Source organism: Flavobacterium sp. CLA17, assembly GCF_013112255.2.
Lineage (GTDB): Bacteria > Bacteroidota > Bacteroidia > Flavobacteriales > Flavobacteriaceae > Flavobacterium > Flavobacterium circumlabens.
Map to the genome: position 1 here is coordinate 3200511 of NZ_CP068294.1, position 14107 is coordinate 3214617.

17 protein-coding genes and 1 pseudogene are annotated in these 14107 nt (G+C 34.8%); 4 read left to right on the forward strand and 14 right to left on the reverse strand.

The genetic code is table 11. From position 1 onward, the window contains the following. Positions 1 to 39: 39 nt before the first annotated feature. From HAV12_RS13070 to HAV12_RS13110, 9 genes and pseudogenes are all read right to left on the reverse strand, one after another. A complete protein-coding gene (locus HAV12_RS13070) occupies positions 40 to 471 on the reverse strand; it encodes a response regulator (protein ID WP_171570041.1) in 432 nt (143 codons plus the stop codon). 3 nt (positions 472 to 474) lie between these two features. After that, positions 475 to 1917: a sensor histidine kinase gene (locus HAV12_RS13075; protein ID WP_205423311.1), complete on the reverse strand. Its 1443-nt coding sequence runs from the start codon at positions 1915 to 1917 to the stop codon at positions 475 to 477. A gap of 173 nt (positions 1918 to 2090) precedes the next feature. Next, entirely contained in the window at positions 2091 to 2375 is a 285-nt protein-coding gene (locus tag HAV12_RS13080; RefSeq protein ID WP_171570043.1) for a response regulator, read from the reverse strand. Positions 2376 to 2699: 324 nt separating this feature from the next. Next, positions 2700 to 3363, reverse strand: a pseudogene (locus HAV12_RS13085) (IS6 family transposase). A gap of 219 nt (positions 3364 to 3582) precedes the next feature. Then, the gene (locus tag HAV12_RS13090; protein ID WP_171570044.1) at positions 3583 to 4533 is read right to left on the reverse strand and encodes a DUF6620 family protein; all 951 of its coding nucleotides are present in this window, start codon (positions 4531 to 4533) and stop codon (positions 3583 to 3585) included. A 15-nt stretch (positions 4534 to 4548) separates the two neighbouring features. Continuing rightward, positions 4549 to 5484 carry a hypothetical protein gene (locus HAV12_RS13095; protein ID WP_171570045.1) on the reverse strand — a complete coding sequence of 312 codons (936 nt, stop codon included), beginning with the start codon at positions 5482 to 5484 and terminating at the stop codon, positions 4549 to 4551. An 11-nt stretch (positions 5485 to 5495) separates the two neighbouring features. Continuing rightward, positions 5496 to 5738 carry a hypothetical protein gene (locus tag HAV12_RS13100; protein WP_171570046.1) on the reverse strand — a complete coding sequence of 81 codons (243 nt, stop codon included), beginning with the start codon at positions 5736 to 5738 and terminating at the stop codon, positions 5496 to 5498. Then, complete coding sequence (locus HAV12_RS13105; protein WP_171570047.1) at positions 5739 to 6680, reverse strand: SPFH domain-containing protein; 942 nt, start codon at positions 6678 to 6680, stop codon at positions 5739 to 5741. It abuts the gene before it with no gap. Between the two features lie 137 nt (positions 6681 to 6817). Further along, a complete protein-coding gene (locus HAV12_RS13110) occupies positions 6818 to 7483 on the reverse strand; it encodes an IS6 family transposase (protein ID WP_171570048.1) in 666 nt (221 codons plus the stop codon). Between the two features lie 348 nt (positions 7484 to 7831). Between HAV12_RS13110 and HAV12_RS13115 the strand changes: the two genes are divergently transcribed. After that, on the forward strand, positions 7832 to 7972 hold the full coding sequence (locus tag HAV12_RS13115; protein ID WP_171570049.1) for a hypothetical protein: 141 nt from the start codon (positions 7832 to 7834) through the stop codon (positions 7970 to 7972). Positions 7973 to 8340: 368 nt separating this feature from the next. Then, positions 8341 to 8766, forward strand: a complete 426-nt coding sequence (locus HAV12_RS13120) for a response regulator (RefSeq protein ID WP_171570050.1) — start codon at positions 8341 to 8343, stop codon at positions 8764 to 8766. A 160-nt stretch (positions 8767 to 8926) separates the two neighbouring features. On the opposite strand, the gene HAV12_RS13125 is transcribed toward HAV12_RS13120, so the two are convergent. The 3 genes from HAV12_RS13125 to HAV12_RS13135 all read right to left on the reverse strand — a co-directional run bounded on the left by HAV12_RS13125 (position 8927) and on the right by HAV12_RS13135 (position 10826). After that, complete coding sequence (locus HAV12_RS13125) at positions 8927 to 9322, reverse strand: response regulator (RefSeq protein ID WP_171570051.1); 396 nt, start codon at positions 9320 to 9322, stop codon at positions 8927 to 8929. Positions 9323 to 9563: 241 nt separating this feature from the next. Continuing rightward, entirely contained in the window at positions 9564 to 10340 is a 777-nt protein-coding gene (locus HAV12_RS13130) for a phosphatase PAP2 family protein (protein WP_171570052.1), read from the reverse strand. Between the two features lie 180 nt (positions 10341 to 10520). Beyond that, entirely contained in the window at positions 10521 to 10826 is a 306-nt protein-coding gene (locus HAV12_RS13135; protein ID WP_171570053.1) for a hypothetical protein, read from the reverse strand. Between the two features lie 735 nt (positions 10827 to 11561). On the opposite strand from HAV12_RS13135, the gene HAV12_RS13140 reads away from it, so the two are divergent. Then, positions 11562 to 11771: a hypothetical protein gene (locus HAV12_RS13140; protein WP_171570054.1), complete on the forward strand. Its 210-nt coding sequence runs from the start codon at positions 11562 to 11564 to the stop codon at positions 11769 to 11771. A gap of 85 nt (positions 11772 to 11856) precedes the next feature. Beyond that, entirely contained in the window at positions 11857 to 12681 is an 825-nt protein-coding gene (locus HAV12_RS13145; RefSeq protein ID WP_171570055.1) for a T9SS type A sorting domain-containing protein, read from the forward strand. A 121-nt stretch (positions 12682 to 12802) separates the two neighbouring features. Here HAV12_RS13145 and HAV12_RS13150 read toward each other — a convergent pair whose 3' ends face one another. Both HAV12_RS13150 and HAV12_RS13155 read right to left on the reverse strand, forming a co-directional pair. Continuing rightward, positions 12803 to 13348, reverse strand: a complete 546-nt coding sequence (locus HAV12_RS13150) for an IS6 family transposase (RefSeq protein ID WP_197984797.1) — start codon at positions 13346 to 13348, stop codon at positions 12803 to 12805. A gap of 40 nt (positions 13349 to 13388) precedes the next feature. After that, positions 13389 to 13688: a DDE-type integrase/transposase/recombinase gene (locus HAV12_RS13155; protein WP_197984798.1), complete on the reverse strand. Its 300-nt coding sequence runs from the start codon at positions 13686 to 13688 to the stop codon at positions 13389 to 13391. Between the last annotated feature and the right edge of the window lie 419 nt (positions 13689 to 14107).

Sequence of the window (14107 nt, forward strand, 5' to 3'; positions counted from 1 at the left end):
GGTCATTTTTCAAATTAAATGACAGTATTTTTTTGCCTTTTATATATTCTCATCGAGCAATATTTTCCTTAAATGAAATTGTACAAAGGCATCCATAGAGTCGGATCTTTTGGTATTCTCTGTATAATTAAGAGGTTTTATTATGTAACCTGATATTCCCAGTTTTTCAGACTCCAGCCGATCTTCATACTCTGAAGAAGTGGTCATGATAAAAACCTTTAGATCTTTTAGTTTTTTATCTTCCCTTATCACTTTCAAAAATTCTATTCCATTCATTCTTGGCATATTAATATCTAAAAGTACAACATCAGGAAATAATCCTAAATTGGGATCCCTGAGTATTCTTAAAGCTTCAATACCATTGTAGGCCGAATAAAGCACATATTCACTTTCTAATTTTTTTAACGATCGCTCTACACTTATAATGTCGAGTTCATCATCTTCCACTATTAAAATGGTTGGTTTTTTCATAACTTAATTATTTCTCCAGGTAAAGATAAATTCGGAACCTTTTCCTAATTCTGATTTAACTGTAATTTCTTCCAGTTGGTCATCGATAATTTTTTTTACAATTGCCAGCCCAACTCCTGTACTCTCCTGTTCATTTTGTTCCCGAAGCGTCTGAAATATTTCAAATATTTTTTGGTGATACTCCGGCGCAATTCCTATTCCATTGTCACGTATAGAAAATTCATAGAAGTCCGAAAATTTCCTGCAGCTGATTTTAATTTTCCCTCCTTCCTGAGGCGTATATTTTACTGCATTGCTAATTAAATTAGCAAATACCTGTTCTAATTTTATTCTTTCCGTATACAAATCCGGAAGATCATCTATCTCCAAACTTATATTTCTGGTAATTATGGAATCTGTAATTTCCTGAACCAATGCATTGGTATTGATTTTTTCAGGAGCTGCTTTTATGTTAAGTCGGGCATACTCTAATAAACCGTTAATAAGAGCCTCCATGCGTTTGGTTTTCTGCGGAATGATTTTAAGATACTTTCTAAGTTCAGGAGAAAGTTCTTTGTCGTGGTCTTCTTGTATCCAGCTTAAGACGTTATGTATACCGCGAACAGGCGCTTTAAGATCATGCGACACTACATATGCAAATTTATTGAGCTCGGCATTTCTATTTTTTAGTTCGCGGATATTTTTATCTAATTTTGATGACATACTGTTTAGTGAAGTTGCAAGCTGAGTGAGTTCATCGTTTCGGGTATCTTTCATTATTGTAAAATTACCTTTTGAAATATTTTCGGCAAGACGTACCATGGAATTGATTCTCCTATTGGTTACATACATAATAAACAGCGTGCTCAATACGCCCACAATAACAGTCAGAGTGAGAAAAATAAGTGAAAAAGAATGTGCATATCTAATAGAACCAAACAGCATATCGGTATGATATCTTCTCTTTTTATATTCTATTTTATCAAACCTCGAAAACTTTCCGGCTATGGCATCGTTTATCTTTTTTCCAACATGTTTTTTTAACGAATTCTCGAATAGGTTTTTATACGATTCTGATTTAGCTCCTCGTGCCTTAACCAATTCTTCCGAATATTGGAGCCAATCGGTATGAAGTACGCTAATAGAATCTAATATTAACCACTGTTTGCCTGCCTTTCCAATTCGCTGCTGCTGTTCTTTTATTAAAAGAGGAACCATCTTTATTCCTTTATAATAAGAATGAAGAAAGGTTCTGTCATCCGTCAGCAGATAACCCCGAAAGGCACTCTGCATCTCGATAATTGTTTTATGGGTTTTATTGGAATTTCGAATAATTTCTTCTGACCTTGCCAAAAAAAGTGAATTGCGCTGTACTTTCTTTGACAGCATATAATTAGTATAGGAGTCCGCAACGGACAAAAAAATTATCAGGGTAAAGGCTAAAAGAATCTGAGTCGATAACTTCATTGTTAAAAATTAAAATCGAAATGTTTACTACCGGTTAATAAACTCATATACGGTGAAGCACTTCAAAAGTCACGAATTAATCCACCGTATATATTGTAAGAATTCCTTTAAGATCGTTAAAGTTATTTGGTTTTGATATAAAGTCAAATGCTCCTGTATCTCTGGCTTCTCTTTTAATGTATTCGAACTGAGAGGTCGAAAAAATAATAACAGGAATATCTTTTAATAATTCCTGTTTTTTTTAATTCTCCCAGCAATTCCATACCCGACATAATAGGCATATTCAGATCAAGAAAAATGACATCCGGCTGAATCTCTTTTGCAACCAGTTTTTTCAATGCCAGTAACGGATCGTTAATTGAGGTATAAAGTGCTGTAGAAACAGCTTCTAAAGCCTCCAGAAACAATTCACAGTCGTCTGTGTCATCATCAATTTGTAGAATATTTTTATAAGGCATCTTGCTTAAATTATCTGGTAAAATAAGTATGGTTGCAACTATCAATGTATTTTGCTTCTCAAATGTACTAATTAAATTACTTATAAAAAAACTAATAAATTAACAAATAGATCTAATTATAATAGCAAATCATGATATAAATAATTACATAATACACTATTATACTAAATATTACAAAATTTTATTTTAGTTAACAATTATCTCTTTCCTTGATACTTTCGACAATTATCATTAAATAAATTGAACTTAATATTGCCCTTATTAACTTCAAAGGTTCTGTCGAATCTATCAGAATCAAATATAAGAATTTAAGTAATTTAAAAGTTAGCCCGCCAATTTACAAAATGATTTAAACATAATTATCTCTGGTCTAACCATCTGATTCTTCCTCAGCATATCACAACTTCAATTCCGCTCAATGTTCTTCTGGCCGATTCAAAACTTTTAAAACCTAATCCGTTTTGTATGCTCCACTTGATAAAACAATAATCCTGTTCTACATATTGTTGAGATATTTACACTGCCGGATTTTAATCTTTGAGAACGAACGCTTGTTATAGACTTTGATAGCGGCAGTATTAGAACCGCTTTTGTAAATCTTTATTACTCTTGGCCAGCAGTTATTAGTAATTGCCTTAATTAGAAATGACTGCGCGCTCATTCTCTTCCTTCTTCTGGTTAAAAGAAAGTCTACTGTATTACCTAGTTTATCTACTGCTCTATATAAATAACAACAAATACCTTTTACTTTGATATAGGTTTCATCTAATTTCCAACTTGTAACTACTTTACCTTTTCTCTTCTTCATCTCTGACTCAATGAAAGGTGTAAACTTAAAAACCCAGCGCTGAATAGTTGCATGATCAACATGAACTCCTCGCATTTTCATTATCTCTTCAACATCCCGATAGCTTAATGTAAACCTAAGTTTAAAATATAGTGCCTGCAGTATAATAGATTTCGGATAGCAATGCCCTTTCGTATTCATAAGTTTAAGAATTTAAAAAAGGCAAAGTTAAAACGTAGACGTAGCTATATGCAACAGAACCAAATCTGTGCATGAGGGATAGCAGCGATATCCTTTTGTGAAGAGAAACGGAACTAAAGATTTAGCAGATAGCCCGACCCCGCTTTTTTGGCGGGACATGCCATAAAAAAATCCGGCTTGAATGAACAAACCGGATGTAATGAATTTATGGAAACGAAATTAAAACGTTACATCATCAGCAATGTTTCCACCTTGCTCAGCTGCAAATTTTTCAGCGTATTCTTTTTGTTTTTCCTGTTGGTAATTTGAAAACTCAATAATATCATCAGAATTCCAATTTTGATTCTGCTCAGTTGACCATTGCATGGCAACCGATTGAAAATCGGCAAGATTGATTCCGTAATTGTCAAGAATCCATTGTGCGCCGTCCATTCCGTACTCATAAGCTGCCTGTCTTGCGCCGGCCAGTTCCTCGTAGAAATAACGATCTGTTTTTATTTTTTCAAGATTTGCAGCTCCATCTTCTGATACTGCTGCTTGCAGATTCTCTAATTGTGGAATCACGACATTTTCGGCATAATATTGTCCAAACAAAGTACTTACCGTAAAAGAGGTATCTTCTGCCATACGCTGTGGCCAGATTGTATTTAATTCCTGCCAGATTACAGGTTCGATACCCATAGCTTTGCAAACATCGATATAATCTACTCCCGAGCTCATTTTGATACACATTGCAGTATATTCTTTTAAGGATATGCCATGAACAGGCTCCAAAAACGGATTGTCATCAGTGGTTTTTACAAACCCGGAAGTTTGTACCCCGCGGTATTTCATGGAATTGGCATTTTCCCATCGAATCATCTGGTCACTGTCACAGTTGTTCCATTCTTTATACACTTCTCTTCGGTAATTGAAGTAGGTGTTTTGCACGTCTTTTTCGTCCATTTCCTCTCCGCTGTCGCGCTCGTCCTGAATCCAGGCTTCTGATCTTTCTGCTACTTCCGCATCAAAATCGTCTACATCATAATGTGTACCATGCAGTGTTTCAGGATCATATTCTGTTTCCTGATACTCATTTTCAAAATCTTCCTCGTTTGAAAGTTGGTTTTGATTATTGTTCTGATCCTCTGATTGTTCATTGGTTCCAGAACCAAAAAGGTTTTTAAACATTTGTCTGTTTTTTAATTAATAATTTATTTGATTTTCGTACAATTTTTCATGATGCTCCTTTAAATCCGGTGTAATTTTATTCCATTCGTCGTACATGGCGCGTAAATAAACATGGTATAATTTTGGGGCATTTTTGATGACTTCTTTGCGTCTATTTTCAAGATCATCCATTTGCGACTGATTTTGTGCAAGGATCTTTTTGTCTTTTTCATGTATTGTACTTAGACTCAGTTCGTGTCTTTCGTGATACAGTTCTCTTTCCTTATTGTTTTCTGTATGGTATATTTCGAGTAAGTGCGACACTCTTTGTTCTGCCAGATTTCTGGCAAAATTTTGCAGGTTCCGGGCTTGTGAACTCGGTTCAAAAGTGTTTTGGGTTTGGCAATGGGAGCAGGCAATATAGGTATCAATAAAGAATATTTTTTCGATGGTGATGTTGCCTCCGCACTGTTTGCAATTAAAACTATTTTTTATTTCATCGTATTCGGCTAATATTTTTTGGTATTCAATTTCAAGATCACGCTCTTGTGTTTTCTCTAATTGGTTTCGCCAGTACTGATACTTTTCTTCAAATTCCTTATTGTATCTATCTGAGCATTCGGTTCTGAATTTGGACAACAAATCATAATGCGGATGTAATACCGATACTTCGGATTTTAAATTGTCATACAAATCATTGATTTTCTCATCATAAACATCACGCGCTTTTTCTCTGATATTCGAAAGTTGGCCATTTATACCTGCATAAACCCTGTGAAAAGTCCTTTTGTACATGTCTTCATCATTGGCCAGCTGCTCTTTTAATTCCGGAATTGCTGCATTGCATAATTCTTCCATTTTAGCTTCCAGTTTATCCAAAAATAAAAACAATCTTTCTTTTGACTCTTCAAGAGTTGTGAACCATTCAGGCAACGATTCAGATCCCGAATTTTTGTTAAATAATCCAAACATTTTATTTTCTTTTAAAGTGAATTGTCTTCTTTTTTAATATAAACACCATCAGTAAGTTTTACGCTTATAAATTCAAACCCACAGTAGCCACAACTTGTAATTCCGTCATGTTTGGTACGTCCTGCTCCACAATTCGGACAAGATCTTGCATCCATTTTCGCTTCATTTATTTCAGTTTTTCCACCGTAATTTTCCTGTTGTTGCGCTTTTTCTTTAAGCCGTTCCAAAAAGGAAATGATTTTTTTCTCTTCCATTTATAGTAAATTTAGTAATTCGGCTTTTTTTGCTTTAAATTCCTCTTCGTCTATCAAACCTGTATCAAATAAGGTTTTGACTTTTTGAAGCTTAGAAGTTATGTCTTCTTTTACTTCGGGTTTGTTTTGCTGCATCTGGTTCATCATAATTCCCATAGCCAATGCATTTTGGGTGGCATCGTGAACAGTGGTTCCTTTTTCGCTTATGGCATTAGCAGTGTTGAATTTGGTAAACTTATCCATATCTGTCACCATATTCATGTTGGTAATCTTATCATAATGAGCAGTTACCTCTTCAGGAAGTGTTACGCTTGTGATTACAAATTGTGTCAGTTCAATTCCTAATTGAAGAAAATAAGGCTTTAAGTAAGGCTCTATTTTTCGTCCCAGTTGCGTTATATTACCGGCAACGTCTGTTACCGAAATATTTTCATTGGCCAGTACTTCTCCAAATTTTGGCGCTACAAAATCCCTTAATTGTTGCTGCAGTTCAAAAATGGTAAGCTGCCCGTAGGTTCCGGCATACTGACGAAAAAATGTAGCCACGTCCACAATTTTCATATCAAAACTTCCAAACGCCCTTACTCTTACTTGTCCAAATTGTGGGTCGTTAAGCAAAATAGGGGCAGGAGTTCCCCATTTGTTATTGATAAACTGGTGTGTGTTGAAAGAATAAATATCGGCCTTAAACGGACTTTCAAATCCGTATTTCCAGCCCTTTAATCTGCTTAAAACAGGAATGTTTTCAGTAGATAAGGTGTGCATTCCCGGTAAAAAGGTATCTGCAAGCTGACCTTCATTCAAAAAAAGCACATGCTGGCTTTCCCGGACTGTTAATTTGGCCCCATTTTTTATTTCTTTATCCTCATCATGAAATTTCCACATCAGTAAATTGGGGTCAGATGTTGTAGCTTCAATGATTTCTATAAATGGTAATTTCATGTTTTATTTGTTTTGGTGTAAAATAAGAAAATTAATACGTTAAAAAAATTTTTATATGATTTTTTTGTTTTAAAATAGAATTTCCGGTTCTGTCGCATCTGTCAGAATAAAATATAAGTTTTTAAATGATTTAAAAGTTAAACTGCCAATTTACAAAATGATTTAAACATAGTTATCCCTGGTCTAACCATTTGATTCTTTCTCAGCATATGCACAACTTCAATTCCGCTCAATGTTCGTCTGGCCGATTCAAAACTTTTAAAACCTAATCCGTTTTGTATACGCCACTTTATAAAACGATAATCCTGTTCTACAATATTGTTGAGATATTTACACTGCCGGATTTTAATCTTTGAGAATGAACGTTTATTATATACTTTGATCGCTGCGGTATTAGAACCGCTTTTATCAATGTTTATTACTCTTGGCAGGTAATTATTAGCAATTGCTTTAATTAGAAATGACTGAGCACTCATTCTTTGTCTTTTTCTGGTCAAAAGAAAGTCAACCGTATTGCCTAATTTATCTACTGCTCGATATAAATAACACCAAATACCTTTTACTTTGATGTAGGTCTCATCCAATCTCCAACTCGCCCCCACTCTGCCTTTTCTCTTCTTCATCTCTGCCTCAAGCAAAGGTGTAAACTTATAAACCCAACGCTGAATCGTGGCATGATCCACAATGACTCCTCTAATCTTCATTAGTTCTTCAACATCACGGTAACTAAGTGTAAATCTTAGCTTGAAATATACTGCCTGAAGAATTATGTATTTTGGATAACAATGACCTTTAGTATTCATCTTTTGATCGGTTTAAAATTCTAAAGATAAAAGTTATTCCCAGATGCGACAGAACCACAAATAACGATGATAAGCATCCGAATTAGATTCCGGCAACAATTCTTACTACCTGCCTGATTTGATTTCAGATATAATTACAATCATCAAAAAAACATCCCCCAGCTGTAAATTATATAACAAAACAATCCGGTAATGCCCTAATTTTGCCCTTTACAATCCGGCAGTACAAAACAGCCTGAAACAATAACAGCACAGCAATGCCTGAGCCTGCTCGGAAGAGGATAAAAAATGAAAAAATTCGAAATCAAAAACACCCGCCCCGGCCAATGACTGGTGATCCACAACGAGATGCCAAAATTCACCTGCTCCTTTGAAGATAAAAGGTTTCATTATGAAAGAACCATTACAGGACTTTTTAATCCTGAAGGTGATCCTAAAGAAGTCCCAGCTAATACAGAAAATGGAAAAGTGGCTCAGGGAGTATCATAAGGAGAAAATAAACGGTTAATATGGCAGTATTTTAATTCTGCAAATACTTATAAGGATTCACTCCACAGCTGCATAAAAAATTGTCAATATCGAATTGCTTCCCTTAGGGACATCCCAAACTCCAAAAAACCGCGTGATACGACGATCAAATTAATCGAAACGCTCTATATATTTCTATTTTCTTCCAGTGAATCTGCAGCGCCTCTTTACACAGATTTTCAGCCAGCCAAATGGCTTACGCAGGATCAGCAGGTTAACAGATATACAGGGAGATAATATCTTAAAAGGTACTTTTCCAGGAGGAATCGATATGAAATTAAATGCAAAAAAACCACTATTTGTCCTACATAAATATTATCTTTACTTGTATGAGAACAAAAGGGGAGATTATAATTATTGAGGACGACCAGGATGACATAGCACTTCTTGGGGATATTTTTAAGAGCCTGGGGTATACCAATAAAATAACTTTTATTAAAGACCCGATGAATGCAGTACCTTATCTGTCAAATCATGAGGTAAAACCCTTTATTATAATTTCGGACATCAATATGCCCAAAATGAGCGGCTTTGAGCTACGCGAGGAAATTCTGTCCAATAGGGAAATAAGCGAAAAATGTGTACCCTATATCTTTTTGTCTACTTCGAAAAGCCCTGAGAATGTCCTTCGGGCCTACGGCTGCCATGCGCAGGGTTATTTCAAAAAAGAAAATGATTTTGCAGTATTCAGGACGGTCATCCAAAACATAGTGGAGTATTGGCGTACAAGCCTGACACCGACAAATACGTTATAACAGCGTATGGTATGATGAAATACCGGTTAATGGCCCTGTTTTGCGTTAATCCTTCCGGGATATATTCTTTTCAGAAACAAAAAATATATTTTTAACCGGATTCATTAAAGCTTTTGTCCAGTGAAGAACGAATACTTTTTTTAAAATGAGAATAAAGCCTTTAAAAGAACTTGGTTTTTGTATATAGAGGTTTGCCCCCTTTATTAAAAGTATCTTCAATTTCGTCAGGGTGATTGGAAGTGGAGAGCATAACGGCTGGGATATCCTTAAGCTTTTGATCGCTCTTTATTTCAGCGAGTGCCTGCTTGCCCCCTTTAACAGGCATATTGATATCTATAAAAACAATATCGGGATTTGGTTCAGCCGGATCTTTTAAGGTGCTCAACAATTCCTCCCCGTTTTCCACGGTAGTTACTTCAGAAGGGACATTGGCTGCATCAAGGGCTTCCATAAATAATTCCTGATCATCCTTGTCATCTTCGGCCAATATAATTTTTACCGGCTCTTTTTCATTGAAGTCTTTAGTAGTTGCGGCGGAATTTTCAGAACTTATCATGTTGAAATGGTTTTACAAGCACCAAAAGTACTATATAAATACCTAATAAAATTTCGGCAAATCAATAATCTTAAAAGCATTAACAAATGTAGCATCCAGCTCACGTAACAAATTTACAAAACACTGATTATATACAAGTTTAAACACCTTTACACATTCTTATTTTTCAATCTTTTATTAAATATTAACTAACCATTTACAAATTGATCCCCTGTCGATAAAAACATAATCTTTCCCACTGCTATGCTTCAATTATTTTGAGGGGTTTTAAAAACGTCATTGCCATTGTCAGGCCATATTGCTTTCCATTATAAGTGGGCATGATAAGCCCGTTTAGGTTTTCCTTTTTCCCAAATAATGCCCTTGAAACAAGGGGATGAAGCCAATAGGCTATTTTAGTGCTTAAAATACCGATGCCCGCCCCGGCGGCAACATCACTGAACCAGTGCCTGTCATTGTACATCCTGAAAAATCCCGTTCCTGCAGCCACCACATATCCTGAGACCCCATACCATATGGACACATCTTTATATTTCTGGTATAAAAACTCTGCCCCCATAAAGGCTGTGGCAGTATGTCCGGAAGGAAATGAATTATTTGAAGTCCCGTCAGGCCGCATCTCGCTTCCCGTGTTTTTGATTATATAGACCGTTGTTCCCATAATCAAATAGGCGGTGGATAAAATAATGGTACGGTCCCTGAAATTATTTTTTCCTTTTACCCCCGCTGCATTCAGGGTATATACAGAGATAAAAGTGCTGTACTGCGAGAAATCGTCAATAGTAAACTTCTGGTCAATATGCTCGCTGAGTTCTGCTTTGGTATCAGTATTGATATCTTTAAGGGTGTGGCTTTCCAGTCCAATAACGCCATAGCCTATTAAAGCGGCGGGAATAATCAGTGCCTCATATTTAAATTTGATATTGATCACCGAAGTTGTGCTGTCAGTGCTTTTCTTTTGTCCATATAGGTTTAAGGCCAGCAGGCCAAATAATAGGAGCAGTTTTATTTTTTTCATTGCATTCTTTTTGATTAAGCCGGGGGTATGGTATCAAAACAATATTTGCTTTTGGTCAGCTTAAATCATTAAATACTAAAGCAACTTATATTTGCCTGGCTCGTTGCCCTTTTTTGGTTAGTATAATCAATTAATTATGTGATTGATTTTTAAGGGCATACAGCTTGCTTCTAAGATTTTTTAATAGTAGAGAATCGGAAACTTTTCCTTTTCCCCATTTAAGAAAATGGCTTTTCCGATAGTCATCTTTAGAGCATATCCTTTTTTGTTAAAGAGTTCTGATATCAGTTTTGAAGTTTGCAGCATCGGATGAATTGATTTGAGCATACTGAAGAAAAATCCATTATTTCCATGAAAATAAATCGGTAAAACAGCCACATTTGCTTTGCAGATAATTTTTCCTTCCACAGGATGCCACTCCGGGTCTGTTATTTCACTGGTTTTAAAATTATAAGAAGAAACCTTCCCCAGCAGGAAATATGGCAACGGGGGTACCTTCCGATAAAGCTTTGAGCGTCATTTTCAATCCCGTGATACTGGCAGAATTCTGCACGTTTTCAAACGGGTTTACCCCAATAATGCATTTTTCAAGATTTGGGATTGGTTCTGTCGCATCTGTCAGAATAAAATATAAGTTTTTAAATGATTTAAAAGTTAAACAGCCAATTTACAAAATGATTTAAACATATTATTATGTAATGAAGAATTTTTAGTAAACATGAAATGGAAGATTATGTTTATTATGGACGCCCGCCTCGAACGATAAGTATCAGGCGGGTTTTCCGTTTCAATCTAATTCTTTCTAGGTAAAATATTTTAAGAAAAACATACTTCATATAGAACTCGCTAAAATTCGCGAGCTTCATTCTACGAGTAGAAAATTGGTGATAATTTTACTATAAATCAGGTGGTCACTTTAGACTGAAAAACCATGGTCATGTGATCTTTCTCCACGTAAGCAACATTTATATCAATAACGAAAAAAACATGGGAATTATATAAACTTTAACATTAAATTATGTAATCATTACTCCTAGTAATGTTTGAAATTTGAGTAAAAGGAAAAACTGTTATTGTAATACAATAATTACAATGCTTTTAGAATTAGTGTTTTTTAAATCTAATAATCAGCAATTTAACAATTAACACAATTAGAAGAAGAATTTCAAATTTTGACTGTCGCACGGCTAACAATTATCATACTTAACCCCCAAATCAAATATGAAAGAAACGCCCTTATCCACAGTTTTATTTAGCTGCGTTGTGCTTTTTATTCACAATATTGCCTTATCTCAGAATCTGCCCCCTCCGGGCCTGCCTGATGAGCCGGTGGTGGTACCCATAAATTCGATGATTTATGTATTGTTAGCTATAGGAATTGTGTTCGGTATTTATATTATCGCTACAAGAATAAATAAACAAAATGCATAAACTATAGCAACGCAAATTATTAAATAGCACTAAAGCTGCTAGTTAAACTGATAGCATGTGATTATAAAATTAAAAGAAAGAAAATATGAAAAAAACTTTACTATTACTATATGTTTTGCTTTCTTTTCAAAGTTTTTCCCAAATACATATTGATGCCAATACACCAATCTATAATGGTAATGGAGACAATTATGATGGACCGCCTACCCCGCCTCCCCTAATTCCTTATCTTAAACTCAATACTATAATCAACAATGAGTTTACAAGAGAGCTTAAATTAATTTTTCCTTATGAAGCAACAGACGGCGTCGATAGTGATTTTGATGTAAAAAATATGGATGGAGATTATCCTCAGGACATTTCTTTTTGGATTGAAGATGGAGATTACGTAATTCAGGGACTTAATTTCAATTTGTCTAAAAAAATCCCACTCTCTGTAAAAGCTGCTGTCAGTTCAAAATTTAAATTTTACATCTCTGAAAATGACGGTTTTGATGATGGACAGCCAATTTATATATACGATGCACTTTATAAGTCTTACCATGATATTAGAAACACTCCATATCAAGTTGTAGTTGCACCTGGAAAAGATACAGGTCGATTTAAAATAAGTTTTACTAATAATGCAACACTGGGAACAAATAATGCAGTCAGTAGTACTTTTTTTATAAGTCAGGACAATAAAAGCCAGGTTTTAAATGCCACAAATCCAAATAATAAAATTATGAAATCATTTTGGCTTTATGATATTCATGGAAGATGTGTTATTTCAAAAGATAATTTAAGCGCCCAGCAAAACTTTAGTTTTTCAACTTCAGGATTAAGTTCTGGAGTATACTTAGCAATATTCATAACGGGCAATGGTTCTAAAATCACTCAGAAAATCATTATTTCTAATTCTGGTAATTAAAAATTAATTATCAATCTCTGACATAAAATTTTAGATTTAAATAAATAATAAACTATGATAATAATCAAAGGTTCTGTCGCATCTGTCAGAATCCAATATAAGACTTTAAGTAATTTTAAAGTTAGTCCGCCAATTTACAGAATGATTTAAACATAGATATCCCTGGTCTAACCATCTGATTCTTTCTTAGCATATGTACAACTTCAATTCCGCTCAATGTTCGTCGGGCCGATTCAAAACTTTTAAAACCTAATCCGTTTTGTATGCGCCACTTGATAAAACGATGATCATGTTCTACAATATTGTTGAGATATTTACACTGCCAGATTTTAATCTTTGAGAACGAACGCTTGTTATAAACTTTGATAGCGGCAGTATTAGAACCGCTTTTATCAATGTTTATTACTCTTGGCTGGCAGTTATTACTAATTGCTTTAATTAGAAATGACTGAGCACTCATTCTCTGTCTTTTTCTGGTCAAAAGAAAGTCAACCGTATTGCCTAATTTATCTACTGCTCGATATAAATAACACCAAATACCTTTTACTTTGATGTAGGTCTCATCTAATCTCCAACTAGCCCCCACTCTGCCTTTTCTCTTCTTCATCTCTGCCTCAAGCAAAGGTGTAAACTTATAAACCCAGCGCTGAATTGTAGCATGATCCACAAGCACTCCTCTAATTACTAATTGCTTTAATTACAAAAGACTAAGCGCTCATTCTTTGTCTTCTTCTGGTCAAAAGAAAGTCTACTGTATTGCCTAGTTTGTCTACTGCTCTATATAAATAACACCAAATACCTTTTACTTTGATATAGGTTTCATTCAATCTCCAACTTGTACCTACTTTACCTTTTCTATTCTTCATCTCTGACTCAAGCAAAGGTGTAAACTTAAAAACCCAGCGCTGAATAGTAGCATGGTCAATATGAACTCCTCGCATTTTCATTATCTCTTCAACATCCCGATAGCTTAATGCAAACCTAAGCTTAAAATATACTGCCTGCATAGCAATGCACTTTCGTATCCATGAGTTTAAGAATTTAAAAAAGGCAAAGTTAAAACGTAGCTAGATGCGACAGAACCACTACCTGAACAATAATCGATTTTGAATAATAATGACCTTTGTATTCATTTTTTGTTTATTTTAAATTCCAAGATGATAGTATTCCCAAATGCGACAGAACCGAGAATTTGTCTTCTGAGGCTTTTTTGTGGTTAGGAAAGCTTGACAAGATATTTTCACTTTTACAAAGTCATTATTTGCGGGTAATGTTGCTTCGAACTCCATGAATGATATTCAATTTGTAGATTTAGAATTTTTATTTTCTAAGATATTACAATCACTTAATCCCCTCTTTTAGTTGACATATAAGGTGAGCCGTATGGACAAAAAATTTGAGCCATAGAGGAAACTGTAATGTAGCA